The sequence below is a fragment of the Streptomyces wedmorensis genome (genome assembly GCF_000716445.1).
Taxonomy (GTDB): Bacteria; Actinomycetota; Actinomycetes; order Streptomycetales; family Streptomycetaceae; genus Streptomyces; species Streptomyces wedmorensis.
Window position 1 is genome coordinate 132,418 of record NZ_JNWK01000011.1, and the last position, 24,521, is coordinate 156,938.

At 72.7% G+C, this 24,521-nt stretch carries 19 protein-coding genes and 1 pseudogene; 8 read left to right on the forward strand and 12 right to left on the reverse strand.

Features of this window, described 5'->3' with window-relative positions; translation table 11 throughout:
- Positions 1-156: 156 nt before the first annotated feature.
- The 3 genes from OO54_RS12145 to OO54_RS12155 all read right to left on the reverse strand — a co-directional run bounded on the left by OO54_RS12145 (position 157) and on the right by OO54_RS12155 (position 3,640).
- Entirely contained in the window at positions 157-2,475 is a 2,319-nt protein-coding gene (locus tag OO54_RS12145) for a sodium-translocating pyrophosphatase (RefSeq protein WP_033202861.1), read from the reverse strand.
- A gap of 337 nt (positions 2,476-2,812) precedes the next feature.
- The gene (locus OO54_RS12150; protein ID WP_033202862.1) at positions 2,813-3,271 is read right to left on the reverse strand and encodes an ATP-binding protein; all 459 of its coding nucleotides are present in this window, start codon (positions 3,269-3,271) and stop codon (positions 2,813-2,815) included.
- A gap of 15 nt (positions 3,272-3,286) precedes the next feature.
- Positions 3,287-3,640: an STAS domain-containing protein gene (locus OO54_RS12155; protein ID WP_015034520.1), complete on the reverse strand. Its 354-nt coding sequence runs from the start codon at positions 3,638-3,640 to the stop codon at positions 3,287-3,289.
- 80 nt (positions 3,641-3,720) lie between these two features.
- Here OO54_RS12155 and OO54_RS12160 point away from each other — a divergent pair, with 80 nt between their 5' ends.
- Entirely contained in the window at positions 3,721-6,366 is a 2,646-nt protein-coding gene (locus OO54_RS12160; protein WP_234439671.1) for a DEAD/DEAH box helicase, read from the forward strand.
- 40 nt (positions 6,367-6,406) lie between these two features.
- On the opposite strand, the pseudogene OO54_RS48545 reads toward OO54_RS12160, so the two are convergent.
- The 7 genes and pseudogenes from OO54_RS48545 to ssd all read right to left on the reverse strand — a co-directional run.
- Positions 6,407-6,808: pseudogene (locus OO54_RS48545) on the reverse strand (Rv3654c family TadE-like protein); the annotation flags it as partial.
- On the reverse strand, positions 6,805-7,221 hold the full coding sequence (locus OO54_RS12165; protein ID WP_234439670.1) for a TadE family type IV pilus minor pilin: 417 nt from the start codon (positions 7,219-7,221) through the stop codon (positions 6,805-6,807). The gene OO54_RS12165 and the pseudogene OO54_RS48545, both read right to left, overlap by 4 nt.
- Positions 7,208-7,435 carry a DUF4244 domain-containing protein gene (locus OO54_RS12170; RefSeq protein ID WP_051786877.1) on the reverse strand — a complete coding sequence of 76 codons (228 nt, stop codon included), beginning with the start codon at positions 7,433-7,435 and terminating at the stop codon, positions 7,208-7,210. Before OO54_RS12170 ends, OO54_RS12165 begins: the two co-directional genes overlap by 14 nt.
- 155 nt (positions 7,436-7,590) lie before the next feature.
- Positions 7,591-8,355, reverse strand: coding sequence for a type II secretion system F family protein (locus OO54_RS12175; RefSeq protein WP_033202864.1), 765 nt, complete (start codon positions 8,353-8,355; stop codon positions 7,591-7,593).
- On the reverse strand, positions 8,355-9,242 hold the full coding sequence (locus OO54_RS12180; protein WP_051786878.1) for a type II secretion system F family protein: 888 nt from the start codon (positions 9,240-9,242) through the stop codon (positions 8,355-8,357). The genes OO54_RS12175 and OO54_RS12180 overlap by 1 nt, the downstream gene beginning before the upstream one ends.
- A complete protein-coding gene (locus OO54_RS12185) occupies positions 9,242-10,417 on the reverse strand; it encodes a TadA family conjugal transfer-associated ATPase (RefSeq protein ID WP_033202866.1) in 1,176 nt (391 codons plus the stop codon). Before OO54_RS12185 ends, OO54_RS12180 begins: the two co-directional genes overlap by 1 nt.
- On the reverse strand, positions 10,414-11,535 hold the full coding sequence (ssd, locus tag OO54_RS12190) for a septum site-determining protein Ssd (protein WP_033202867.1): 1,122 nt from the start codon (positions 11,533-11,535) through the stop codon (positions 10,414-10,416). The genes OO54_RS12185 and ssd overlap by 4 nt, the downstream gene beginning before the upstream one ends.
- Before the next feature lie 448 nt (positions 11,536-11,983).
- Between ssd and OO54_RS12195 the strand changes: the two genes are divergently transcribed.
- Positions 11,984-12,850 carry an HAD family hydrolase gene (locus OO54_RS12195; protein WP_033202868.1) on the forward strand — a complete coding sequence of 289 codons (867 nt, stop codon included), beginning with the start codon at positions 11,984-11,986 and terminating at the stop codon, positions 12,848-12,850.
- Positions 12,851-13,202: 352 nt separating this feature from the next.
- Here the strand turns inward: OO54_RS12195 and OO54_RS12200 are convergent, their stop codons facing one another.
- Positions 13,203-14,021 (reverse strand): Fic family protein, encoded by an 819-nt coding sequence (locus tag OO54_RS12200; RefSeq protein ID WP_026058360.1) that lies wholly within the window; start codon positions 14,019-14,021, stop codon positions 13,203-13,205.
- A gap of 102 nt (positions 14,022-14,123) precedes the next feature.
- Here OO54_RS12200 and OO54_RS12205 point away from each other — a divergent pair, with 102 nt between their 5' ends.
- The gene (locus OO54_RS12205; protein WP_033202869.1) at positions 14,124-15,110 is read left to right on the forward strand and encodes an ATP-binding protein; all 987 of its coding nucleotides are present in this window, start codon (positions 14,124-14,126) and stop codon (positions 15,108-15,110) included.
- Here OO54_RS12205 and OO54_RS12210 read toward each other — a convergent pair.
- Positions 15,088-16,416: a polysaccharide deacetylase family protein gene (locus tag OO54_RS12210; RefSeq protein ID WP_033202870.1), complete on the reverse strand. Its 1,329-nt coding sequence runs from the start codon at positions 16,414-16,416 to the stop codon at positions 15,088-15,090. The genes OO54_RS12205 and OO54_RS12210 overlap by 23 nt on opposite strands.
- Before the next feature lie 260 nt (positions 16,417-16,676).
- Between OO54_RS12210 and OO54_RS12215 the strand changes: the two genes are divergently transcribed.
- The 5 genes from OO54_RS12215 to OO54_RS12235 all read left to right on the forward strand — a co-directional run bounded on the left by OO54_RS12215 (position 16,677) and on the right by OO54_RS12235 (position 24,408).
- Positions 16,677-19,031, forward strand: a complete 2,355-nt coding sequence (locus OO54_RS12215; protein WP_033202871.1) for a SulP family inorganic anion transporter — start codon at positions 16,677-16,679, stop codon at positions 19,029-19,031.
- A gap of 296 nt (positions 19,032-19,327) precedes the next feature.
- Positions 19,328-21,283 (forward strand): acetate--CoA ligase, encoded by a 1,956-nt coding sequence (gene acs / locus OO54_RS12220; RefSeq protein WP_033202872.1) that lies wholly within the window; start codon positions 19,328-19,330, stop codon positions 21,281-21,283.
- 241 nt (positions 21,284-21,524) lie between these two features.
- Positions 21,525-22,916 carry a Na+/H+ antiporter NhaA gene (gene nhaA, locus OO54_RS12225; RefSeq protein ID WP_033202873.1) on the forward strand — a complete coding sequence of 464 codons (1,392 nt, stop codon included), beginning with the start codon at positions 21,525-21,527 and terminating at the stop codon, positions 22,914-22,916.
- Positions 22,917-22,990: 74 nt separating this feature from the next.
- Positions 22,991-23,476 carry a phage holin family protein gene (locus tag OO54_RS12230; protein WP_033202874.1) on the forward strand — a complete coding sequence of 162 codons (486 nt, stop codon included), beginning with the start codon at positions 22,991-22,993 and terminating at the stop codon, positions 23,474-23,476.
- The gene (locus tag OO54_RS12235) at positions 23,473-24,408 is read left to right on the forward strand and encodes an alpha/beta fold hydrolase (RefSeq protein WP_017240134.1); all 936 of its coding nucleotides are present in this window, start codon (positions 23,473-23,475) and stop codon (positions 24,406-24,408) included. Before OO54_RS12230 ends, OO54_RS12235 begins: the two co-directional genes overlap by 4 nt.
- The last annotated feature ends 113 nt before the right edge of the window (positions 24,409-24,521 follow it).

Consider the following 24,521-nt stretch of genomic DNA (forward strand, 5'->3'; position numbering starts at 1 on the left):
TCACAACCAGCCCCGATCCGTGCGGAAATGAGACGGACGACACGTCAGAAGGCCACCGGCGCAATTCCTGGAAGCACCGGTTCCGTCCGCGGAACGTCCGTCAGGAGACCGCCGACTCGGCGCCGGGAAGTGGCGGTTCCGGCTCCGGACCGCACGTCAGGCGACCGCGACCGAACGCCTCTTGGAGACCCGCACCGCGGCGACGATCACGACGACCGCGACCGCCGCCACCGCCGCCCGCAGTCCGGCGCTCGCGTCGTCGCCGTATCCGAACCGTACGACCGCGGGGGCGATCAGCAGCGCGACCAGGTTCATCACCTTCAGGAGCGGGTTGATCGCCGGGCCCGCCGTGTCCTTGAACGGGTCGCCGACCGTGTCCCCGATGACGGTCGCCGCGTGTGCCTCGCTGCCCTTGCCGCCGTGGTTGCCGTCCTCGACGAGCTTCTTCGCGTTGTCCCACGCGCCACCGGAGTTGGCGAGGAAGACCGCCATCAGCGCACCGGTGCCGATCGCGCCGGCGAGGTACGCGCCGAGCGGGCCGACGCCGAGCGCGAAGCCGACCGCGATCGGGGCCATCACGGCGAGCAGCCCGGGCGTGGCGAGTTCGCGCAGCGCGTCCCTGGTGCAGATGTCGACGACGCGCCCGTACTCCGGCTTCTCGGTGAAGTCCATGATCCCGGGGTGCTCGCGGAACTGCCGCCGCACCTCGTACACCACCGATCCCGCCGACCGGGACACCGCGTTGATCGCCAGCCCCGAGAAGAGGAAGACGACGGCCGCGCCGAGGATGAGACCGAAGAGGTTGTTGGGCTGCGAGATGTCCATGGAGAGGGTCAGCGCGTCCGCCTTCCCGCCGAAGTCCCCGACGTCGGCGACCGAGGTCGCGATGGCGTCCCGGTACGAGCCGAACAGCGCCGAGGCCGCCAGGACGGCGGTGGCGATGGCGATGCCCTTGGTGATGGCCTTCGTCGTGTTGCCGACCGCGTCCAGCTCGGTGAGGACCTGCGCGCCCGCGCCCTCGACGTCCCCGGACATCTCCGCGATGCCCTGCGCGTTGTCGGCGACCGGGCCGAAGGTGTCCATGGCCACGATCACGCCGACGGTGGTGAGCAGCCCCGTCCCGGCGAGCGCCACCGCGAACAGCGCCAGCATGATCGACGCGCCGCCGAGCAGGAACGCGCCGTACACGGTGAGCCCGATGAGCAGCGCCGTGTAGACCGCGGACTCCATGCCGAGGGCGACGCCCGCGAGGACGACGGTCGCGGGCCCGGTGAGCGAGGACTTGCCGACGTCCCTGACCGGCCGCCGGCTCGTCTCGGTGAAGTAGCCGGTGAGCTGCTGGATGAGCGCGGCGAGGACGATCCCGAGAGCCACGGCGACCAGGGCGAGGACCCGCGGATCGCCGCCGTGGTCGGGGATGCCCGGCTCGGTGACGCCCTTGAGGTCGGCGTACGAGGACGGGAGGTACGTGAAGGCGGCGACGGCGACCAGCGCCAGCGAGACCACCGCCGAGACGAGGAAGCCCCGGTTGATCGCGCTCATGCCGCTGCGGTCCGACCGCCGGGGAGAGACCGCGAAGATGCCGATCACCGCGGTGACCACGCCGATCGCCGGGACGATCAGGGGGAACGCGAGGCCGTGGTCGCCGAAGGCCGCCTTGCCGAGGATGAGCGCGGCGACCAGGGTCACGGCGTACGACTCGAAGAGGTCGGCCGCCATGCCCGCGCAGTCGCCGACGTTGTCGCCCACGTTGTCGGCGATGGTGGCGGCGTTGCGCGGGTCGTCCTCCGGAATGCCCTGCTCGACCTTGCCGACCAGGTCGGCGCCGACGTCGGCGGCCTTGGTGAAGATGCCGCCGCCCACCCTCATGAACATGGCGATGAGCGCGGCCCCCAGTCCGAAGCCCTCCAGGACCTTCGGCGCGTCGGCCGCGTAGACGAGGACGACGCAGGCGGCCCCGAGCAGGCCGAGGCCGACGGTGCACATGCCGACGACCCCGCCCGTGCGGAACGCGATCCGGGTGGCCCGGTGCGCGACCTCGGCCCGGTCCTTCTCGGGTTCGCCGGGCGCCGGAGTGGCCTCCCTGGCCGCCGCCGCGACCCGCACGTTGGCCCGTACGGCGAGCCGCATGCCGATGTACCCGGTGACCGCCGAGAACAGCGCCCCGACCAGGAAGAACAGGGACCGGCCGGCCCGCTGGGACCAGTTGTCCGCGGGCAACAGCATCAGCAGGAAGAACACGGCGGCCGCGAAGACGGCCACGGTCCGCAGCTGTCGCGCGAGGTAGGCGTTCGCCCCCTCCTGGACGGCGGCGGCGATCTCCCTCATCCGCTCGGTGCCCTGACCGGCGGCGAGCACCTGACGGACGAGGAGCCGTGCGACGACGAGCGCGGCGAGGGCGACACCGGCCACGGCGATCACGATCGTCCGGTTCCCGCTCGTGAGCACCGCGGCGGCGAGGGATGTGGGGTACATGGGGACGGATCATAGGGAGACGAACCAGTACAGACGGGGACGTCGCAGAGGCACCACGCGAATGCACCCATCCGGCGCGGGGCGCTCCCGTACACCCGTCCACGAAGAAGAGGCCCCGCGATGCGGGGCCTCTTCTTCACTACGCGTCCGGATCTCCGCTTCAGGCGCGGGTCCCCGCCAGGTGCACGGGTCTCGGCCACGTGTACAGCGCTTTACTCCGTACAGCGCTTTACTCCGTACGGGGCTTTGCTCCGTACGGGGTCTCCGCCACATACGGGGCTCTCCGCCACGTGCGCGGGGCTTCGCTCCGTGTACGTGGCTTCGCTCCGTGTACGGCTCAGGACAGGATGTCCGCCGGGCTCACCGGCCAGGTCATCCGGATGGTGCCGCCGTCCTCGCCGGCGCTCACCTCGACGTCGTCGACGAGCCCACGGATCACCGCGAGCCCCATCTCGTCCTCACCGTCGGCGTCGTCGAAGTCCTCGGCCGGAGCCGCGGAGCGCGCGCCGGGGACACCGGCCGCGTCGGCGGCCGCCACCCCCGCACCCGGCACCTCGTCGCCGACCTCGATGGAGAACGTCTTCTCCTCCTCGGTCAGCACGACCCGGATGGGGGTCGTGACGCCGTTGCTGCGGTGCAGCCCGACCGCACGGGAACACGCCTCACCGACGGCGAGACGCACCTCGTCGAGGACCGCCTCGTCCACGCCCGCCCGGCGCGCGACCGCGGCCGCCACCAGGCGGGCCGTACGGACGTGCTCGGGCTGAGCGCTGAAGCGGAGTTCAACGGTGGCCATGCGAACCCCCTGGGCTCAGTCGACGGCGTTGACGGCCTCGTCGACCGAGGTGTGGATCGGGAACACCTTGGTGAGGCCCGTGATCCGGAAAATCTTGAGAATGCGCTCCTGGTTGCAGACGAGACGGAGCGAGCCCTCGTGTGCGCGAACGCGCTTCAGGCCACCGACGAGCACACCGAGGCCGGTGGAGTCGAGGAAGTCCACGCCCTCCATGTCGACGACCAGGTGGTAGCTGCCGTCGTTCACCAACTCGACCAACTGCTCGCGCAGCTTGGGCGCGGTATACACATCAATCTCGCCACCGACCTCGACGACCGTACGGTCGCCACCAGCGCCGGACACATTGCGAGTCGACAGGGACAGGTCCACGGATCCTCCAGCACCTTGCTATCGGGCGATCGCCCCCTCGGGCCTCCCGGGCGGAGCCAGGGAACTGATCGCCAGCCGCGATGGCATTCAATCACTTACCAGCAGCCATGCACGACGCCTTGGAAGCATTGTCCGTCATGGCAGTGACACACTCGATGCCGATGGCCAAGAATCAGCGCCCCAGTCGACCGGCCGGGGACACGGGCAGTCGCCCCTCCCCCGGCGTGGTCCTCGACCGGCTCGCCGCGGGCGAGAGCCGGTCTTCGCGCATCACCCATACGGAGCACATGCCCGCCCGGGAGGGCCGTCATGCCGTCTGGCCGCACCGGATCCGGCCGGAGGTGATCGCGGCGATCCAGGAGGCCGGAATCGAGCACCCCTGGGCCCATCAGGCGGAGGCCGCCGAGCACGCCCTGGACGGCGAGTCCGTGGTGATCGCCACGGGAACCGCCTCGGGCAAGTCGCTCGCCTACCTCGCCCCGGTACTCACCACCCTCCTGGACGGCTCCGAGGCCGCCAACGGACGCGGGGCCACCGCCCTCTACCTCTCGCCCACCAAGGCCCTCGCCGCCGACCAGCGGCGCGCCGTACGGGAACTGGCCGCCCCGCTCGGCAACCGGATCCGCCCCGCCGTCTACGACGGCGACACGCCGGTCGAGGAACGCGAATGGGTCCGCCAGTACGCGAACTACGTGCTGACCAACCCCGACATGCTGCACCGGGGCATACTCCCCTCCCACCCCAGGTGGTCCTCCTTCCTGCGCGCCCTGCGCTACGTCGTGATCGACGAGTGCCACACCTACCGGGGCGTCTTCGGCTCCCACGTCGCCCAGGTGCTGCGACGACTGCGCCGGATCTGCGCCCGGTACGGCTCCGAACCGGTCTTCCTCCTCGCCTCCGCCACCTCCGCCGACCCCGCCGTGGCCGCCGGCCGCCTCACCGGCCTGCCCATCACCGAGGTCTCCGACGACGCCTCCCCGCGCGGCGAGCTGGTCTTCGCCCTGTGGGAGCCGCCGCTGACCGAGCTGCACGGCGAGCGCGGCGCGCCGGTGCGGCGCACCGCCACCGCCGAGACCGCGGACCTGCTCACCGATCTCACCCGCCAGGGCGTCCGCTCGGTCGCCTTCGTACGCTCCCGGCGCGGCGCCGAACTGATCTCGGTGATCGCCCAGGAACGACTGGCCGAAACCGACCGCGCCCTGGCCCGCCGGGTCGCCGCCTACCGGGGCGGCTACCTCCCCGAGGAACGGCGCGCCCTGGAGAAGGCCCTGCACTCCGGCGAGCTCCTCGGCCTGGCCGCCACGACCGCCCTGGAGCTGGGCGTGGACGTCTCCGGCCTGGACGCGGTCGTGATCGCCGGCTACCCGGGCACCCGGGCCTCCCTGTGGCAGCAGGCGGGCCGCGCCGGCCGCTCGGGCGAAGGCGCCCTCGCCGTCATGGTCGCCCGCGACGACCCGCTGGACACCTTCCTGGTCCACCACCCGGAGGCGATCTTCGACCAGCCGGTCGAGTCGACCGTCCTGGACCCCGACAACCCCTACGTCCTCGCCCCCCATCTCTGCGCCGCCGCCGCCGAACTCCCCCTGACGGAAACGGACCTGACGCTCTTCGGCCCGGCCGTCCCCGGCCTGCTGCCCCAGCTGGAAGGGGCCGGGCTGCTCCGCCGCCGCGCCACCGGCTGGTACTGGACCCGCCGTGAGCGGGCCGCCGACCTCACCGACATCCGGGGCGGCGGCGGCAGCCCCGTCCGGATCGTCGAGGCGGGCACCGGCCGGCTGCTCGGCACGGTCGACGAGGCCGCCTCCCACACCGCCGTCCACGAGGGCGCCGTCCACCTCCACCAGGGCCGCACCTACCTGGTGCGGGAGCTCGACCTCGAGGACTCCGTGGCCCTCGTCGAGGAGGCCGTCCCCCCGTACTCCACCACCGCTCGCGACACCACCTCCATCACCGTCCTCGAGACCGACACCGAGATCCCCTGGGGAGCCGGCCGCCTCTGCTACGGCTCCGTCGAGGTCACCAACCAGGTCGTCTCCTTCCTGCGCCGCCGGCTGATCACGGGCGAGGTCCTCGGCGAGACCAAGCTCGACCTGCCGCCCCGCACCCTGCGCACCCGGGCCGTGTGGTGGACGGTCACCGAGGACCAGCTCGACGCCGCCCGGATCACCCCGGAGATCCTCGGCGGGGCCCTCCACGCCGCCGAGCACGCCTCCATCGGCATGCTGCCGCTCTTCGCGACCTGCGACCGCTGGGACATCGGCGGCGTCTCCGTCCCGCTCCATCCCGACACCCTGCTGCCCACCGTCTTCGTGTACGACGGCCACCCGGGCGGCGCGGGCTTCGCCGAGCGCGCCTTCCACACGGCCCGCGCCTGGCTGACCGCCACCCGCGAGGCCATCGCCTCCTGCGAGTGCGAGGCGGGCTGCCCCTCCTGCATCCAGTCCCCCAAATGCGGCAACGGCAACGACCCCCTCCACAAACGCGGCGCCCTCCGCCTCCTCACGGAACTCCTGCGCGCGACCCCGGAAACCCCACCGGAGGCCCCTCAGGCGGTCTCCCCCCAGGAGGAGGCCCCTCAGCCCGCCCGCCCGACGGAGGAGGATCCCTCGGCGGCATCTCCGCCGGGCGAGGCTCCCCCAACGGTTCCCCCGACCACGGAGGCACCCCAGGCCGCGCCTCCCACGGAACAGGCTCCTGCTCCGGACCCGGGCCCGCCCGCGCCCTGACCTCCGGCCGGTACGGGCCGCGTACGACCCGGGCGGTCACCTCGGCGACCTCGCCCCGCACCGCGCAGCCCGCCAGCTCGGCGCCCTGCGCGGCCGCCACCCGTGACGCGGCGGCACAGGCCTCGACCTCGCCCCACAGGGCCCGGTCCGCGGCGGCGAGCGCGGCCAGATCGGCCGCGCCACCGGCCCGATGTCTGGCCGCCACCGCCTGCCCGAGCGCCAGCACCGCCCCGAACACCACACACAACACACACGCCCCGAACGCCACCCAAACGGTCGCCGCACCCCGATCCCGCGAACCACTCCGGCCCTGTGATCCACTCTGGCCTTTTGTGCCACTTTGGTCCCTCGAACCACTCCGGTCCCATGAACCACTCCGGTCCCTCAGTTCCCCCGGGCTCCGGCCGGCGTCCCCCTCCGGCAGCCGGCCGGTCTTCGTCACGGTGGGCCTCCGACGGGCGGACCGGCACTCGCCGGGTCTCCGGCTGACGGACCGCCGCTCGTCGGGGGCGCGCCGGGCGTGTCCTCCGCGAGGGCTGCCGCGTCCGCGCGCAGGGTGAGGCCCATGCCGCGGGGGCCGGGGGCCGCCGCCTCCACCGTCACGCGCCACAGTTCCCCGGAGCGCGTCACCGCCACCCGGGCGCCCTGGGGTGCGGCGGCCCGGGCGGCCGCCTCGGCGGAGGACACCGGTTCGGAGCGGGCCGCGACCCGTGCCCCGGCCCGTGCCGCGTCCACGCACCGGATCTGCGCGGCCGCGGCGGCCAGCGCCCAGAGCAGGGTGATGGTGAAGAGCGCGAGGACCGGCAGGACCATCGCCGCCTCCACGGTCACGAAACCCCGGTCAGAACGGCGCATCGAGGGCCTTCCCGATCACCGATTCCAACGCTCCGGAGACCGCTTCGCTGGTCACGATCTTGTACAGCACAGCCGCGAAGGCCGCCGCGGCGATCGTCCCCACCGCGTACTCGGACGTGGTCATCCCCGAGTCGCGGCGCACCGCCGACCTCCGGGCCCGCCACCAGCTCCGCACAGCCGCTGTCACCGACACCGCCGCCGCCTTGACCGTCATCCCTGCCTCCTCATCCCGTCCTGCCTGCCCTGTCGCCTTGCTCTGTCGTGCCATGCCTGTCCGTCCCGCCTGCCTTGCCTGTGACAGCCGTCGTGTCCGCCGTATCTGCCGTATCTGCTGTGTGTGCCGTGCCGCGGCCCCGCTCCCCGCGCCCTTCATCCGTCGAGCAGTCCCGTCGCCAGTCCGATCACCACCGGGGCCACTCCGACCGCAAGGAAGGCGGGCAGGAAGCAGAGGCCCACGGGGGCGCTGATCAGGACCTGGGCGCGGCGGGCCCGGGTCTCCGCCGAGCGGGCGCGGGCCGCGCGCAGGGCGGTCGCGTGCCGGGCGACGGCCTCCGCGGCGGGCGCGCCCGAGGAACCGGCCCGTTCCATGCAGCGGGCGAGTCCCGTGGCGCCCGGCAGCGCGCCGAATCTTCGCCACACTTCGGCCGGTTCGCCGCCGAGGCGCAGTTCGGCGGCCGTGCGGGTCAGCCGTTCGCCGAGGGGGCCGCCGAGTGACCGGCCGACGGCTTCCGCCGCTTCCCCGGGCCCGGCTCCGGAGGCCGCGCAGGCCGCCAACAGGTCGGCGGCGAGCGGAAGGTGACGCGCCGACTCGTCGTCGTCGTCGGAGGGTGCCGAGGCGCGCTTCGCGGATCCCTGCCGCAGTCCGGCGGCCACCAGGACGCCGGCGCAGAGGCCGCCGACCGTGCCGAACAGCGCCCAGCCGAGGCCGACCGCCGCGAGCGGTGCCAGCGCGCACGCCAGCCACGGCGGAGGCCCGGCCCGGGCCCGCCGGGCCGGTGGCGCCGGTTCCGGGAACAGGCTCCGCAGCCTCCTTCGCGTCCCCCGTGCCCGCCGGCCACAGACCAGCGCCCAGAGGGCCTTCGCCGTCCCGTAGATCACCAGGGCGAGGAGCGCCCCCAGTTGAAGTCCGGCCATCACGGTCGCTCTCCTCCTCGTACGATCCGCGCGGCCCACCACAAGCCGACCGCCTCCAAGGCCCCGCCCACCACCAGACAGCCGAGTCCCGCGGGTGTGTGCAGCAGGACCCGCAGCGGGTCGGCGCCCAGCGCCGCGCCGAGGGCGAGGCCGGCCGCCGGGAGCAGCGCGAGGACCGCCACCGTCGCCCACGCACCGGCCAGTTCGGCCCGCAGGCGCTCCCGCTGCTCGCGGTGCTCGCGCAGGGCCGCCTCCAGGCGGTCGAGCCCGGCGGCCAGACCGGCGCCGCCGTCCACGGCCACCTGCCAGCAGGCCGCCATGCCGGCGAGACCGTCGGCGCCGTCCTGCCGGGCCGCCCTGCGGAGTGCCTCAGGCACGTCCCCGCCGAACCGGGCCGCCGCGAGCACGCCCGCCTCCTCGCTGCCCAGCGCACCCGTCTCCCGGGCCGCGAAGGACAGCGCCTGTGCCGGCTGCCATCCGGCCCGTAGTTCCCCGACGACCGCCCCGCACAGGGCCACCACTCGCTCGGCCCGCGCCTCGCGTTCCTTGCGGCGCCCGGCGGCACGCAGACGCCGTTCCACGACCGGCACCGCGACCGCTCCCACCACCAGGGGCAGCGGCGACTCACCGAGCAGTGCGAGGGCTCCCGCCGCCGGCAGGCACAGCCACGCGCGCCGTCCCCGGAGCACCGCCCACCAGCGGGCGGCCGCCGCGGGCCACGCCGAACCGTCATCGGTCCCACCGCCGCGTCCGTCGGAAGCGCCGGCCACGAGCAGCGCCCGGGCCCGGCCCGCCCCACGCCGCCGCTCGACGGCCCACCACACCGCGAGCACCGCGCAGAACACCGCCGCCCCTTGCGTGGCCTCCTGTACCGGCTGTCCCGCCATCACGGTCCCCCTCCGATCAGCGACCGCAGTCGCTCCCAGCCCTGCTCCCGCTCGAACCCGGACTCGCCCCACCGCAGGGCGGGAACGGTCCGCACGAGGCCGTCCCGGTCCCGCTCCAGCACGTGGACCTCGGCGATCCGGCGCGGTCCGTCCCGGTCCCGTACGAGGTGGAGCACGGCGGAGAGCCCGGCGCCCAACTGGCTGTGGAGGGCGGCCCGGTCGAGTCCGGCCGCCGTTCCCAGCGCCTCCAGGCGGGCCGGCACGGCCGCGGCCGTGTTGGCGTGGAGCGTTCCGCAGCCGCCGTCGTGGCCCGTGTTGAGGGCGGCGAGCAGGTCCACCGCCTCCCCGCCCCGGACCTCGCCGACCACGAGCCGGTCCGGGCGCATCCGCAGCGCCTGGCGGACCAGGTCCCGCAGGGTGACGAGTCCGGCGCCCTCCTGGTTGGCGGGGCGCGCCTCCAGGCGCACCACGTGCGGGTGGTCCGGCCGCAGTTCCGCAGAGTCCTCGGCGAGCACGATCCGTTCCCGTTCGCCCACGAGGCCGAGCAGGGAGGCGAGGAGTGTGGTCTTCCCCGTGCCGGTGCCGCCGCTGACGAGGTACGACACCCGCGCGTCGATCAGGGCCCGCAGGATCGCGGCGCCGCCCGGCGGCACCGTGCCGGCCGCGGCGAGCTCGTCGAGGGAGAACGCTCGCGGCCGCACCACCCGCAGCGAGAGGCAGGTCGAGCCGACGGCCACCGGTGGCAGCACGGCGTGCATCCGGGTGCCGTCGGGGAGGCGTGCGTCCACCCAGGGGCGGGCGTCGTCGAGCCGGCGGCCGGCCACTGCCGCGAGCCGCTGCGCGAGCCGTCGGACGGCGCCGGCGTCCGGGAAGGAGACCGGGGCCCGTTCGAGGCCGGCGCCGCGGTCCACCCAGACCCGGTCGGGTGCCGAGACCAGGACGTCGGTGACGGCCGGGTCGGCGAGCAGCGGCTCCAGCGGTCCGGTGCCGATCAGTTCGCACCTCAGCTCCTCGGCCGCGCCGAGCACCTCGGTGTCGCCGAGCAGTCGCCCCTGGGCCCGCAGTGCCGCCGCGACCCGCGCCGGGGTGGGTTCGGCGCCGCTCGCCGCCAGCCGCTGCCGGACGGCGTCGAGGAGGCCCGCACCGCCGCCGGTCCACGTTCCGGTCGCGCTCATGCCGCACCGCCCGGGGCGAGCACGCGCTCCCAGAACGCGCCGCAGAACCGGCCGAGCGGCCCGCCGGGTTCGGCGCCCGGCGGCACGCCCGCGTCCTGGTCCGTCACGATCCCGGGGTCGTAGGGGAGTTCACCGGCGAGCGGCAGCCGCAGCGCGTCGGCGACCCACCGCTCGTCGAGCCCCGCCGCGTAGGGTCCGCGGACCACGGCCCGCACGTCGCGGGCGGCCATGCCGAGGGTCGTGGCCACCCGGTGGGCGGCCGCGACGGCCCGCAGTTCGCCCGGCACGACGAGCAGCACGAGGTCGAGTTGGGCGAGGGCCTCGGCGGCCGCCTCGTCGGTGCCGCGCGGCAGGTCGACGACGACGACCCCGCCGCGGCGGCGCGCCGCGCCGAGCACGGACCGCACCGCGTCGGGCGGCACCGGTGCGGCGGGCTCCCGGCCCCAGCTGAGCACCCGGACCCCCCGCACCGACGGCAGGGACTCCTCCAGGGCTCCGCCGGCCAGGCGGCCCTTCGAGGCCGCGAAGTCGGGCCAGCGTCTGCCCTGCTCGCGCTCGCCGCCGAGCAGCACGTCGAGTCCTCCGCCCAGGGGGTCTCCGTCGACGAGCAGGGTGCGCCGCCCGGTCCGCGCGGCGGCCAGCGCGAGGCCGCACGCGAGGGTGGAGGCGCCGGCGCCGCCGCGGCCGCCGACGACCCCGACGGTCAGCGCCTGCCGCTCGGCCCCTTCGGCCGCGTCGGCGATCCGGTCGACGAGGAGGCTCTCGGCGTCCGGCAGCCGCAGCACGCTCTCGGCACCGATCTCGACGGCGAGCCGCCACACCCCGGGATCGTCCCGGTCCCGTCCGACGATGACGGTCCCCGGCCGGCGCGCGGCGCCCCGGCAGCGGGCCGCGGCATCGTCGCCGACCAGCACGAGCGGCGGGTCGGTCCAGCTCGCGCGTCGCTCCGGCACGCGGTGGTGCACCTCGGGTTCCACCCCGGCGGCGGCGCACAGCCTGAGGAGGTCGTCGAGCAGCCCGAGGTCCTCGGTGACGATCAGCGGCCCGGCCCGGCGCGGCTCGTCCGGAGCCCTCGACTCCGGCCGGCGCGATTCCGTACGTGTCCTGGATGCCTCCACGGCACGCCCCTCTCGTGATTCCTGCCGTCCGCGAACTTCGCGGCAGGAATCACCGTGGGGCCGTCAGGGAAATCGTGCGGAAGTCACCTAAAAACTGGGGATAACCGAAGCCCTGTGAATAACTTCGCCACCCTTCAAGGGGCTCCCCGGAACGCATCCTCCCGGTTACGGTGAGTGATGAATCAGGCGTCCGGGAGGGCGTGGGCCGACACGCGGCCGAGGACCGGAAGGAAGGGAGCAGGCGATGTCACACACGGCCGAAACGGCTCCGGACATGCGACGACCCCCGCCGGGGGGGAGAGCGGGGGTCGTCTCTCCGGCCGACTCGGGGGGGGAGGAGCCGGACCGGGTTAGCACGGTCGCGAACGATCCGTGACTTCCATGGTGTACCCGAGAGCCTTCTCAGGCAAACCCACACGCCCCAGCGTACGCCGAATGGCGGGCACCTATGCTCGGGCTCGTGGAAAACCACTCCTTGCCGCGCACAGCCGCCTTCTTTGACCTGGACAAGACGGTCATTGCGAAGTCCTCGACGCTGACCTTCAGCAAGTCCTTCTACCGGGGCGGACTGATCAGCCGCCGCGCCGCCCTGCGGACGGCGTACATCCAGTTCGTCTTCCTGGCGGGCGGGGCCGATCACGACCAGATGGAGCGGATGCGCGAATACCTTTCCGCGCTCTGCAAAGGCTGGAACGTCGCCCAGGTGAAGGAGCTCGTCGCCGAGACCCTTCACGACCTGATCGACCCGATCATCTACGACGAGGCCGCCTCCCTCATCGAGGAGCACCACGCCGCGGGTCGCGATGTCGTCATCGTCTCGACGTCCGGGGCCGAGGTGGTCGAGCCGATCGGCGAGATGCTCGGCGCCGACCGGGTCGTCGCCACCCGGATGGTGGTCGGTGACGACGGCTGCTTCACCGGCGAGGTCGAGTACTACGCCTATGGGCCGACCAAGGCCGAGGCGGTCCGGGAGCTCGCGGAGTCGGAGGGCTACGACCTCTCGCGCTGCTTCGCGTACAGCGACTCGGCGACCGACATCCCCATGCTGGAGGCCGTCGGCCATCCGTACGCGGTCAATCCCGACCGGACGCTGCGCCGTGAGGCCGCGGCCCGGGAATGGCCGGTACTCGCCTTCGAGAAGCCGGTACGGCTCAAGCAGCGGCTGCCCGAGTTCCGGATGCCGCCTCGCCCCACTCTCGTCGCCGCGGCGGCCGTGGGCGCGGCAGCGGTGGGCGCCGGACTGGTCTGGTACGCCGCCCGGCGCAGGCAGGCCGCGCTCGCCCATCAGCTCGCTGGTGACTTTGCCCGAATTTGAGCGATGCGCCAGAGAAGTGGAGCCAGCACTTTCGCTTCTACCCGGACAGGAGTAGAAAGGAATCAGGCCCGCGAGACCGAGGACATCCGAGAGGATCACCTGTTGAGCATGAAGGCCCCACGGACCTAGCACCGAAACCGGGCACCCACGCGACGTCGACCCGTCGATTACGGGCCAGCCGCACCAGGCCACGGGCAAAGTTCCCGGCCTGATGGGCACATATCGAGGACGCTTGGTAACTGGGTGGAAGTGCCAGCGGCGGTACCAGAAACGGTGCCGCCGCAACCCGTTCCGGGCCCCCACGGGGGCCCGGAATCTTTTTGCCCTCAGGGCGCGGGCCCGGCCCCTGACGTCAGGCCGCGCCGCGCTGAAGGGCCTCGCAGACCGCCGTCGACTCCCGGACGCCGAGCTCGACCGAGCGCCCGCAGTGGGCGATCCAGGCACCCACGCCCTCCGGGGTGCCCGACAGGTACCCCTCGAACGCCGCGACGTAGGCCGCGCGCCCCTGCTCCGCGTGGCCGACCTCGGCCGGGCAGATCGCCTTGGGGTCGAGGCCGCTGCCGACCAGCACGATCCGCTCCGCCGCCCGCGCGACCAGACCGTTGTACGAGGTGAACGGCCGCAGCGCGAGCAGCTCGCCGTGCACCACTGCGGCCGTCACCAGGGCCGGGGCGTCGCCGCCCGCGACGATCAGTTCCGCGAGGCCGTCGAGACGGCCGGCGACCTCGGCCGGGGCGGGCGCCGGGGCCTCGATCAGCGGCTCGTCGACGGACTCGCCGTCCAACCGGGGCCGCCCCACCGACGCACCGGGGTCGCCCGCGGCGACCAGGTGGAGGCGGGCTAGGACCCGCAGCGGCGACTGGCGCCAGATGGAGAGCAGCTGCCCGGCCTCGGCGCCCAGGCGCAGGGCGGCGCCGACCGTGCGGGCCTCGGGGTCGGCGCTGAAGTCGGTGCGTCGCCGGACCTCCTCAAGGGCCCAGTCGGCGCCTGCGAGGGCGGCCGAGCCGCGCGCCCCGCGGAGAGCCGCCTCGGAGGAGATCTCGTTGCTGCGGCGGCGCATCACGCGGTGGCCGTAGACCCGGTCGACGGCCTTGCGTACGGAGTCCACCGCGTCGGCGACGCCCGGCAGGGAGCCGAGGGCGGCCAAGGGGTCAGAGGCGTGCGTACTCATAGGTAAGGAGGCTACGCGTCCTGCGGGCCCGCCCCACGAAGGAGTGGTCTTCTTCACGCTCCTTGACCACGGCACGCAATCATGCCACTACGCTAGGTGAACATGAAGATCGCTTTCGTCGGGAAGGGCGGCAGCGGCAAGACCACGCTGTCCTCGCTCTTCATCCGCCACCTCGCCGCCAACGAAGCCCCGGTCGTCGCCGTAGACGCCGACATCAACCAGCACCTCGGCGCCGCGCTCGGCCTGTCCGAGGCGGAGGCCGCCGCGCTGCCCGCGATGGGCGTGCACCTGCCGCTCATCAAGGAGTACCTGCGGGGCTCCAACCCCCGGATCGCCTCCGCCGACACGATGATCAAGACGACGCCGCCCGGGGAGGGTTCGCGGCTGATGCGGGTCCGCGAGGACAACCCGGTGTACGAGGCGTGCGCGCGGCCGGTCCGGCTCGACGAGGGCGATGTCCGGCTGATGGTGACCGGCCCGTTCACCGAGTCGGACCTCGGGGTGTCCTGCTACCACTCGAAGGTCGGGGCGGTCGAGCTCTGCCTCAACCACCTGGTCGACGGCGCCGACGAGTACGTGGTCGTCGACATGACCGCGGGTTCGGACTCCTTCGCCTCCGGTCTCTTCACCCGCTTCGACATGACGTTCCTGGTGGCCGAGCCGACCCGCAAGGGCGTCTCGGTCTACCGCCAGTACAAGGAGTACGCCCGGGACTTCGGCGTCGCGCTCAAGGTCGTCGGCAACAAGGTGCAGGGCCGGGACGACCTCGACTTCCTCCGCGAGGAGGTCGGCGAGGACCTGCTCGTGACCGTCGGCCACTCCGACTGGGTCCGCGCGATGGAGAAGGGCCACCCGCCGCGTTTCGAGCTCCTGGAAGCCGAGAACCGCATGTCGCTCCAGGCCCTCCAGGACGCGGCCGACGACTCGTACGCCCATCGCGACTGGGACCGCTACACCCGCCAGATGGTCCACTTCCACCTGCGCAACGCCGAGAGCTGGGGCAATGCCAAGACGGGGGCCGACCTGGCTTCGCAGGTCGACCCCGGGTTCGTGCTGTCCGAAGGGCTCAGTGCCGTTCAGCCTGCTTGACGGCGGGCGCCGGGACCGCCGGAACGCCGGCCGCCGGGGCACCGGCCGGGGCCGCCGGCTCGGGGGCGAGGAACGCCTTCCAGCCGGCGGCCGGGGGCTCGCCGACCTTGAGGGTCCGCATCTTGGCGATGACGTCGGGGTCCTGGGCGTCGAGCCAGTCGGCCAGCTGGCGGAAGGAGACGCACTTGACGTCCTTCTGCACGCAGACCGTGGCGATGGTCTCCTCGATGGCCCGCATGTACGTGCCGCCGTTCCAGGACTCGAAGTGGTTGCCGATGATCAGCGGCGCCCGGTTGCCCCGGTAGGAGCGCTCGAAGGCCTGCACCAGGCCGTCGCGCATCTGGTCGCCCCAGTACCGGTGCTGCGAGGGGTCGCCCTGGGTGGTGCCGGGTGACTGGTTGACCAGGAAGTTGTAGTCCATGGAGAGCGTCTGGAAGGCGCGCCCGGGAACCGGTACGAGCTGCATCGACAGGTCCCAGATGCCCTGGTCCTTCTTGGGCCAGATCTGGTCGTTGACGCCGCTGGTGTCGTAGCGGAAGCCCAGCTGCGCCGCCGCCTGGACGAAGTTCTTCCGACCTTCGAGGCAGGGGGTGCGGGCGCCGACGAGCTCCTTGTCGTAGTCGAAGGGCAGCGGCTGCTCGGCGCGCAGGCCCGCGTTGGTCTTCCAGTTCTTGACGAAGGACTTGGCCTGGCCGATCTCGCTCTTCCACTCCTCGACGGACCAGTTGCCGACGCCGCCGTCGGCGCCGCAGAAGTGCCCGTTGAAGTGGGTGCCGATCTCGTTGCCCTCCTGCCACGCGCCGCGCAGTTCGCGGACGGTGGCACGGATGCCCTCGGTGTCGTTGAACCCGATGTCGGAGCGGCCGGCGCTGTGCTGCGGCGGGTCGTAGAGGTGGCGCTTCTCCTCGGGCAGCAGGTACACGCCGCTGAGGAAGTACGTCATCTTGGCGTCGTACTTCTTGCCGACCGTGCGGAAGTGGGAGAACAGCTTCTGGCTGTCCTCGCCGGCGCCGTCCCAGGAGAAGACCACGAACTGCGGCGGGGTCTCCCCCGGCTTGAGGCGCTGCCAGACCGGCTGGTGGGGCTGGGCGCCGGTGAAGGCCGTGGAGCCGTCGCCGATCAGGCGGGGCGCGGTCTGGGGGGCCGCCGCGGGACCCTTCTTGGCGCCCTCACCGCCCTGCGCGGGCTTCGTGGCGGGATCGCCGGAGCCCGAGCAGCCGGCGAGGCCGGTGACGAGAGCGAGGGCGAGAGCGCCTACGGCGAGCGCCCTCTTCTGGACGGTGGTCGTTCTCCCTGCGGCTGTCATCCGCGTGCCTCTCCTCGGATCCTCAGATTTCCGTACAAGCGGCGTCAACGTCGCACCGCTGGGGCCGAGGAGCGTCAACGACAAGCGGCGTGCGCACGTTCTGTCACCGGATCCGGTGAATCATTGCCCTATTTGCCCTGAAAATAATGCCGGACTCTTTACTCTCCATTACTCTTCATTTACCGAGAGTTAGCCAATCGGTGTCCCGCCGCATCACCCCGCACGAGCCGCGACCGCGCTGCCCCGGAGGAGACGGGAACATGACCCTCTGCACCCCTGCCCGCACGACCACCCGCCCCCGAGTCCAGCGGCCCCACAGTCCGCCGGACGGACCGCGCCGCTTCCGCATCACCGGCGCCGACCTGTCCGCCTCGGTCGCCGTCTTCCTGATCGCACTGCCCCTCTCGCTGGGCATCGCACTCGCCACCGGAGCCCCGCTCCAGTCCGGACTCGTCGCGGCCGCCGTCGGCGGCATCGTGGCCGGCCGGTTCGGCGGCTCCCCGCTCCAGGTGAGCGGCCCCGCCGCCGGCCTCACCGTCGTGACCGCCGAGCTCATCCAGCTGTACGGCTGGCGCACCACCTGCGCCATCACCGTCCTCGCGGGACTCGCCCAACTCGGCCTCTCCGCCCTGCGAGTGGCCCGCTCCGCGCTCGCCGTCTCACCCGCCATCGTGCACGGCATGCTGGCCGGCATCGGCGTCACCATCGCCCTCGCACAGCTCCACATCGTGCTCGGCGGCACCCCCCAGAGCTCCGCCGTGGACAACGCCCTCGGTCTGCCTTCCCAGTTGGCGCACGTCCACCCGGCCGCGCTCGCCATCAGCGCCCTCACCGTCGCCGCACTGCTCTGCTGGCCCCGGCTGCCTGGCCGGGCGGGGCGGCTCGCGCGGAAGGTCCCGGCCGCGCTCGTCGCGGTGGCCGGGGCGACGGCGGTGGCGGCGTTCGCCGGACTCTCCGTGCCCCGGGTCGACCTGCCGTCCTGGAGCAGTCACGCCCTGCCGGGGCTGCCCGAGGGTCCGGCCCTCGGCATCGCGGCCGGCGTTCTCACGATCACGCTGGTCACCAGCGTGCAGTCGCTGCTCTCCGCCGTCGCGGTCGACAAGCTCGTCGCCGCCCGCCCGGGCGGCGCCCAGGGCGTCCCGCGTTCGTCGCTCGACCGCGAACTCGCCGGCCAGGGCGCGGCGAACCTGCTGTCGGGCGCGCTCGGCGGACTGCCTGTCGCCGGCGTGGCGGTCCGCAGTGTCGCCAACGTGTCGGCGGGTGCGGTGAGTCGGGCCTCGACCATGCTGCACGGCCTGTGGATCGTGCTCGCGGCCCTGCTGCTCGTGCCGCTGCTCGACCTGATCCCGCTGCCCGCGCTCGCCGCCCTCGTCATGGTGGTCGGCATCCAGATGGTCAGCATCACCCACATCCGTACGGTCACCCGCCACCGCGAGGTCGTCGTCTACGCGGTGACGCTGACGGGTGTCGTCCTCATCGGCCTCCTGGAGGGCGTCGCGCTCGGCATCGCCGTGGCCATCGCGGTGGCCCTGCACCGGCTCACGCGCACCCGCATCACCCAGGAGGAGCGGGACGGGCGCCAGCTGCTGCGCGTGCGGGGCCAGCTGACCTTCCTCGCCGTTCCCCGGTTGAGCCGGGCCCTGCACCAACTGCCCCACGGATCGGACGTGGTGGTGGAGCTGGACGGCTCCTTCATGGACCACGCGGCCTACGAGACGCTGAGCGACTGGACCACCGGGCACCTCGCCCACGGCGGCACGGTCGAGACGACCGGCCCCGCCGGCGTCCGGATCGCCGACCCCGCCCCGGCCACCGCCTCCGCCTCTCACCCCTGCTGCCGCCCGTGGACCCCCTGGCACAACCACCAGTGCGGGGAGCGGCCGGTCGAGCCGGCCGAGAGCGACGCTCCCGAGCGGACGAAGGGGCTCCACCTGGCGAGCGGCATCGGCAAGTTCCAGCGGAACACCGCCCCGCTCGTCCGGGACGAGCTCGCGCGACTCGCCCGGGAGGGCCAGCGCCCCTCGCAGCTGTTCCTGACCTGCGCCGACTCCCGCCTCGTCACCAGCATGATCACGTCGAGCGGCCCCGGCGACCTGTTCACCGTGCGCAACGTCGGCAACCTCGTCCCGCTGCCGGGAGAGGAAAGCGGGGACGACTCGGTGGCGGCGGCGATCGAGTACGCCGTGGACGTGCTCCGGGTCGACTCGATCACGGTCTGCGGCCACTCCGGCTGCGGCGCGATGCAGGCCCTGCTCAACGCCGGACCCGACGATCCGCCGACGCCGCTCCGCCGCTGGCTGCGCCACGGCCGGCCCAGCCTGGAGCGGATGGCGAGCCGGAGACACGCCTGGGCCCGGATCTCCGGGCGCCTGCCGGCCGACGCGGTCGAGCAGCTCTGCCTGACCAACGTGGTCCAGCAGCTGGAGCACCTGCGGGCGTACGAGCCGGTGGCGCGCCGTCTGGCCGACGGGACGCTCACGCTGCACGGCGTGTACTTCCACGTGGGCGAGGCGCAGGCCTATCTGCTCGCCGACGCGGACGAGGTCCACAGCTACGACGACGTCTTCACGCAGGTCATGCCGACGGGCCACCGCGAGCCGGCCCGAGCCTCCTGAACCCGGCCGACGCGCGTGGACCGGGGCCGGCTCCGCGCGTTCACCCCGCGCGCGCGAATCCGGTCGGCCGACGCGGCCCCCCTTTCGCGCCCGCGCGTCCTGAACCATCGGCTCCGGCCGTCCGTGAGACTGTGTGGCCCCTTCTCCCACCGCTCGGGAAGAAGGGGCCACCGCACGCCTGACGCCTCACAGGTCTAAACCAATTGTCCGGATGCTCTTGTCACCCGGGCATCTGACTGGTGAGCTATGACGCGGGACACACACGTACAGAGGACGCCCTGGGAAAGGGAGATGTCGTGAGCAACGAAAGCCTGGCCAATCTGCTCCGGGAAGAGCGCCGCTTCGCGCCGCCCGCCGAGCTGGCCGCGCACGCCAACGTGACGGCGGAGGCGTACGAGCAGGCCAAGGCGGACAGGCTGGGCTTCTGGGCCGAGCAGGCCAAGCGCCTGACCTGGGCCACCGAGCCGACCGAGACCCTCGACTGGTCGAACCCGCCGTTCGCCAAGTGGTTCGCGGACGGCGAGCTGAACGTCGCGTACAACTGCGTCGACCGGCACGTCGAGGCCGGCCTCGGCGACCGGGTCGCCATCCACTTCGAGGGCGAGCCCGGCGACAGCCGCGCGATCACCTACGCCGAGCTCAAGGACGAGGTCTCCAAGGCCGCCAACGCCCTGACCGAGCTGGGCGTCCGCAAGGGCGACCGGGTCGCCGTCTACCTGCCGATGATCCCCGAGGCGGCCGTCACGATGCTGGCCTGCGCCCGCGTCGGCGCCGCCCACTCGGTGGTCTTCGGCGGCTTCTCGGCCGACGCCGTGGCCTCCCGCATCCAGGACGCCGACGCCAAGGTGGTCGTCACCGCCGACGGCGGCTACCGCCGCGGCAAGCCGAGCGCCCTGAAGCCGGCCATCGACGAGGCCGTCGCCAAGTGCCCGCAGGTCGAGCACGTCCTCGTGGTCCGCCGTACGGGCCAGGACACCGCCTTCACCGAGGGCCGCGACGTGTGGTGGGACGACATCGTCGCCCGCCAGTCCGCGGAGCACACCCCGGAGGCCTTCGACGCGGAGCACCCGCTCTTCATCCTCTACACCTCCGGCACCACGGGTAAGCCGAAGGGCATCCTGCACACCTCCGGCGGCTACCTCACCCAGGCCGCGTACACCCACCACGCCGTCTTCGACCTCAAGCCGGAGACCGACGTCTACTGGTGCACCGCCGACATCGGCTGGGTCACCGGCCACTCGTACATCGTCTACGGCCCGCTGGCCAACGGCGCGACGCAGGTCATGTACGAGGGCACCCCGGACACCCCGCACCAGGGCCGGGTCTTCGAGATCGTGCAGAAGTACGGCGTGACGATCCTCTACACGGCGCCGACGCTGATCCGCACGTTCATGAAGTGGGGCGACGACATCCCCGCGAAGTTCGACCTCTCCAGCCTCCGCGTCCTGGGCTCGGTCGGCGAGCCGATCAACCCCGAGGCCTGGGTCTGGTACCGGGAGCACATCGGTGCGAACAAGTGCCCGATCGTGGACACCTGGTGGCAGACCGAGACCGGCGCGATGATGCTGTCGCCGCTGCCGGGCGTCACCGAGACCAAGCCGGGCTCGGCCCAGCGCGCCCTGCCGGGCATCGCCGCGACCGTCGTCGACGACGAGGCCAACGAGGTGCCGAACGGCGGCGGTGGCTACCTGGTCCTCACCGAGCCGTGGCCGTCGATGCTCCGCACGATCTGGGGCGACGACCAGCGCTACATCGACACGTACTGGTCCCGCTTCGAGGGCAAGTACTTCGCCGGCGACGGCGCGAAGAAGGACGAGGACGGCGACATCTGGCTGCTCGGCCGCGTCGACGACGTCATGCTCGTCTCGGGCCACAACATCTCGACGACCGAGGTCGAGTCCGCCCTGGTCTCGCACCCGTCCGTCGCCGAGGCGGCCGTCGTCGGCGCCGCCGACGAGACGACCGGTCAGGCCATCGTCGCCTTCGTGATCCTGCGCGGCACGGCGAGCCAGGACGAGAGCCTCGTCGCCGACCTGCGCAACCACGTGGGTGCCACGCTCGGCCCGATCGCCAAGCCGAAGCGGATCCTGCCGGTGGCGGAGCTGCCCAAGACCCGCTCGGGCAAGATCATGCGCCGTCTGCTGCGCGACGTGGCGGAGAACCGGGAGCTCGGCGACGTCACCACGCTGACGGACTCCTCGGTCATGTCGCTCATCCAGACCCAGCTGCCGGACGCCCCCAGCGAGGACTGAGCCACAGCGCCGTACGACGTGAGCGCCCGCCCCGAAACCGCTTCGGGGCGGGCGCTCACGCGTCCCGCCCATCCGACGGGACGAAAGGGGTCAATCTCCTTAAAGTGGATCTCGCCGGACACAACCCACGCTCGTTAGGTAAGGTAAGGACCGCGTCAGGAACGCGACAGGAAAACCTAGGTGAGCCGGGAAGTCTGGTCGGCATGTGCTTCGCCCTGCCTGCCCGACGGAGGTCTCCCACGTGTCTGCGCCCACCGACCGCAAGTTCCTCGGCCTGCTGTCCCTGCCCGAGCGGCGGTACATCGCCGACGCCCTGCGCGCCGAGACCGTCGGCGGCGTGCTCCTGCTCCTCGCCGCCGTCGTCGCCCTCGTCTGGGCGAACTCCCCGCTGAGCGCGAGCTACGAGTCGGTCAGCGACTTCCACATAGGCCCGGCCGCCCTCGGCCTCGACCTGTCGGTCCAGCACTGGGCCGCCGACGGACTCCTCGCGATCTTCTTCTTCGTCGCGGGCATCGAACTCAAGCGCGAGCTCGTCGCGGGCGAGCTGCGCGACCCCCGCGCCGCCGCGCTCCCCGTGGTCGCCGCGCTCTGCGGCATGGCCGCGCCCGCCCTCGTCTACGCCCTGGTCAACGCCATCGGCGACGGCTCGATGGACGGCTGGGCCGTGCCCACCGCCACCGACATCGCGTTCGCGCTCGCCGTCCTCGCCGTCATCGGCGCCTCGCTGCCGTCCGCGCTGCGCGCCTTCCTGCTGACCCTCGCCGTCGTCGACGACCTCTTCGCGATCCTGATCATCGCGATCTTCTTCACCAGCGACCTGGACTTCGCCGCGCTCGGGGGCGCCGTCGCCGGCCTCGTCGTCTTCTGGCTGCTGCTCCGCAAGGGCGTCCGCGGCTGGTACGTGTACGTGCCGCTGGCCCTGGTCATCTGGGGCCTGATGTACAACAGCGGCGTCCACGCCACCATCGCCGGCGTCGCCATGGGCCTGATGCTGCGCTGCACCACCCGGGAGGGCGAGGAACACTCCCCCGGCGAGCACATCGAGCACCTGGTGCGCCCGGTCTCGGCCGGCCTCGCCGTCCCCCTCTTCGCGCTCTTCTCCGCCGGCGTGAGCGTCTCCGGCGGCGCGCTCCGCGACGTCTTCACCCAGCCGGTCACCCTCGGCGTCGTGCTCGGCCTCGTCGTCGGCAAGGCGGTCGGCATCTTCGGCGGCACCTGGCTCACCGCCCGGTTCACCCGTGCGGAGCTCAACCCCGACCTGTCGTGGCCGGACGTGTTCGCCGTCTCCACGCTCGCCGGGATCGGCTTCACGGTCTCGCTCCTGATCGGCGAACTCGCCTTCGCCGGGGACGCCGTCCTCACCGACGAGGTGAAGGCCGCGGTCCTGATCGGCTCGCTCATCGCCGCCGTGCTCGCCTCGATCCTGCTGAAGCTGCGGGTCCGGAAGTACCAGGCGCTCTGCGCCGACGAGGAGCGCGACGACGACCACGACGGCATCCCCGACATCTACGAGCAGGGCAATCCGGAGTACCACCTCCGGATGGCGGAGATCTACGAGAAGAAGGCCGCCGAACACAGGGAGCGCGCCCAACTGGCGGGGGCATCGCGCGACGGGACCGACCGTCCGGCATGATCTGACTCGGACCGTAGATGAGGACTCGCACCGTGAAGAGAACCTCGGACCGCAGAAGAGAAGAGGGAGCAGCGATGAGCGACCCGTTCAACGGAACCGACCGCAGCCTCGGCCAGCTGGTCGCCTCGGCTACCGCCGAGATGTCCGCGCTGGTGCACGACGAGATCGCCCTGGCCAAGGCCGAGATCCGACAGGACGTCAAGCGCGGGGCCATCGGCAGCGCGGCGGGCATCGCGGCCGCCGTGGTGCTGCTCTTTTCGCTGCCGATGCTCAGCTTCGCGCTCGCGTACGCCATCAACACCTGGACCGGCGGGCACAACGGCAACGGGGGCTGGAACCTCGTCTGGTGCTTCCTGCTGTCCTTCACCTTCAACGTGCTGGTCGCGGGGCTGCTCGGGCTGATCGCGTACGCCAAGTTCAAGAAGGTCAAGCCGCCGGAGAAGTCCATCGCCTCCGCCAAGCAGACGGCGGCGATCATGCAGAACGCGAAGCCGCACCCCCGTCCGGCGCAGAGGCCGGCGCTGGAGAAGGCCTCGTCTGTGGCACGCTCGTCCGTATGACCCTCCCCGAGAGCAGCAACGGCAACGCCGGGCCCGTACGGCTCGACGGGCCGTGGACCCATCGCGATGTGGCGGCCAACGGCGCCCGTTTCCACATCGCCGAGATGGGCGACGGCCCGCTGGTGCTGCTCCTGCACGGCTTCCCGCAGTTCTGGTGGACCTGGCGCCACCAGCTGCCCGCCCTCGCCGAGGCGGGGTTCCGGGCCGTCGCGATGGACCTGCGCGGGGTGGGCGGCAGCGACCGCACGCCCCGGGGTTACGACCCCGCCAACCTGGCCCTCGACATCACCGGTGTCGTCCGCTCCCTCGGCGAGCCCGACGCGGCGCTGGTCGGGCACGACCTGGGCGGCTACCTCGCGTGGACGGCGGCCGTGATGCGGCCCAAGCTGGTGCGCCGCCTGGTGGTCTCCTCGATGCCGCACCCGCGCCGCTGGCGTTCGGCGATGCTGTCGGACTTCGCCCAGTCGCGGGCCGGCTCGCACATCTGGGGCTTCCAGCGGCCGTGGCTGCCGGAGCGTCAGCTCGTCGCGGACGACGCGGCGCTGGTGGGCGACTTGATCCGGGACTGGTCGGGGCCGAAGCCGGCCGACGACGACGCGATCGAGGTGTACCGGCGGGCGATGTGCGTCCCGTCGACGGCACACTGCTCGATCGAGCCGTACCGCTGGATGGTGCGGTCCCTCGCCCGCCCGGACGGCATCCAGTTCAACCGCCGCATGAAGAGGCCGGTACGGGTGCCGACGCTGCACCTGCACGGCTCGATGGACCCGGTGATGCGGACCCGCAGCGCGGCCGGTTCGGGAGAGTACGTGGAAGCGCCGTACCGCTGGCGGCTCTTCGACGGCCTCGGGCACTTCCCGCACGAGGAGGACCCGGTGGCCTTCTCCACGGAGCTCGTCAACTGGCTGAAGGACCCCGAGCCCGACCGCTGACGCACCCTCACCCGGGCCTAGTCTTCTGAGTCAGGAATTCTGTTCAGATGTATAGGCTTGCCCTATGGCACGTACGGGGCGGCCGAAGGCCGAGTTGATCCTGTCGGATAAGG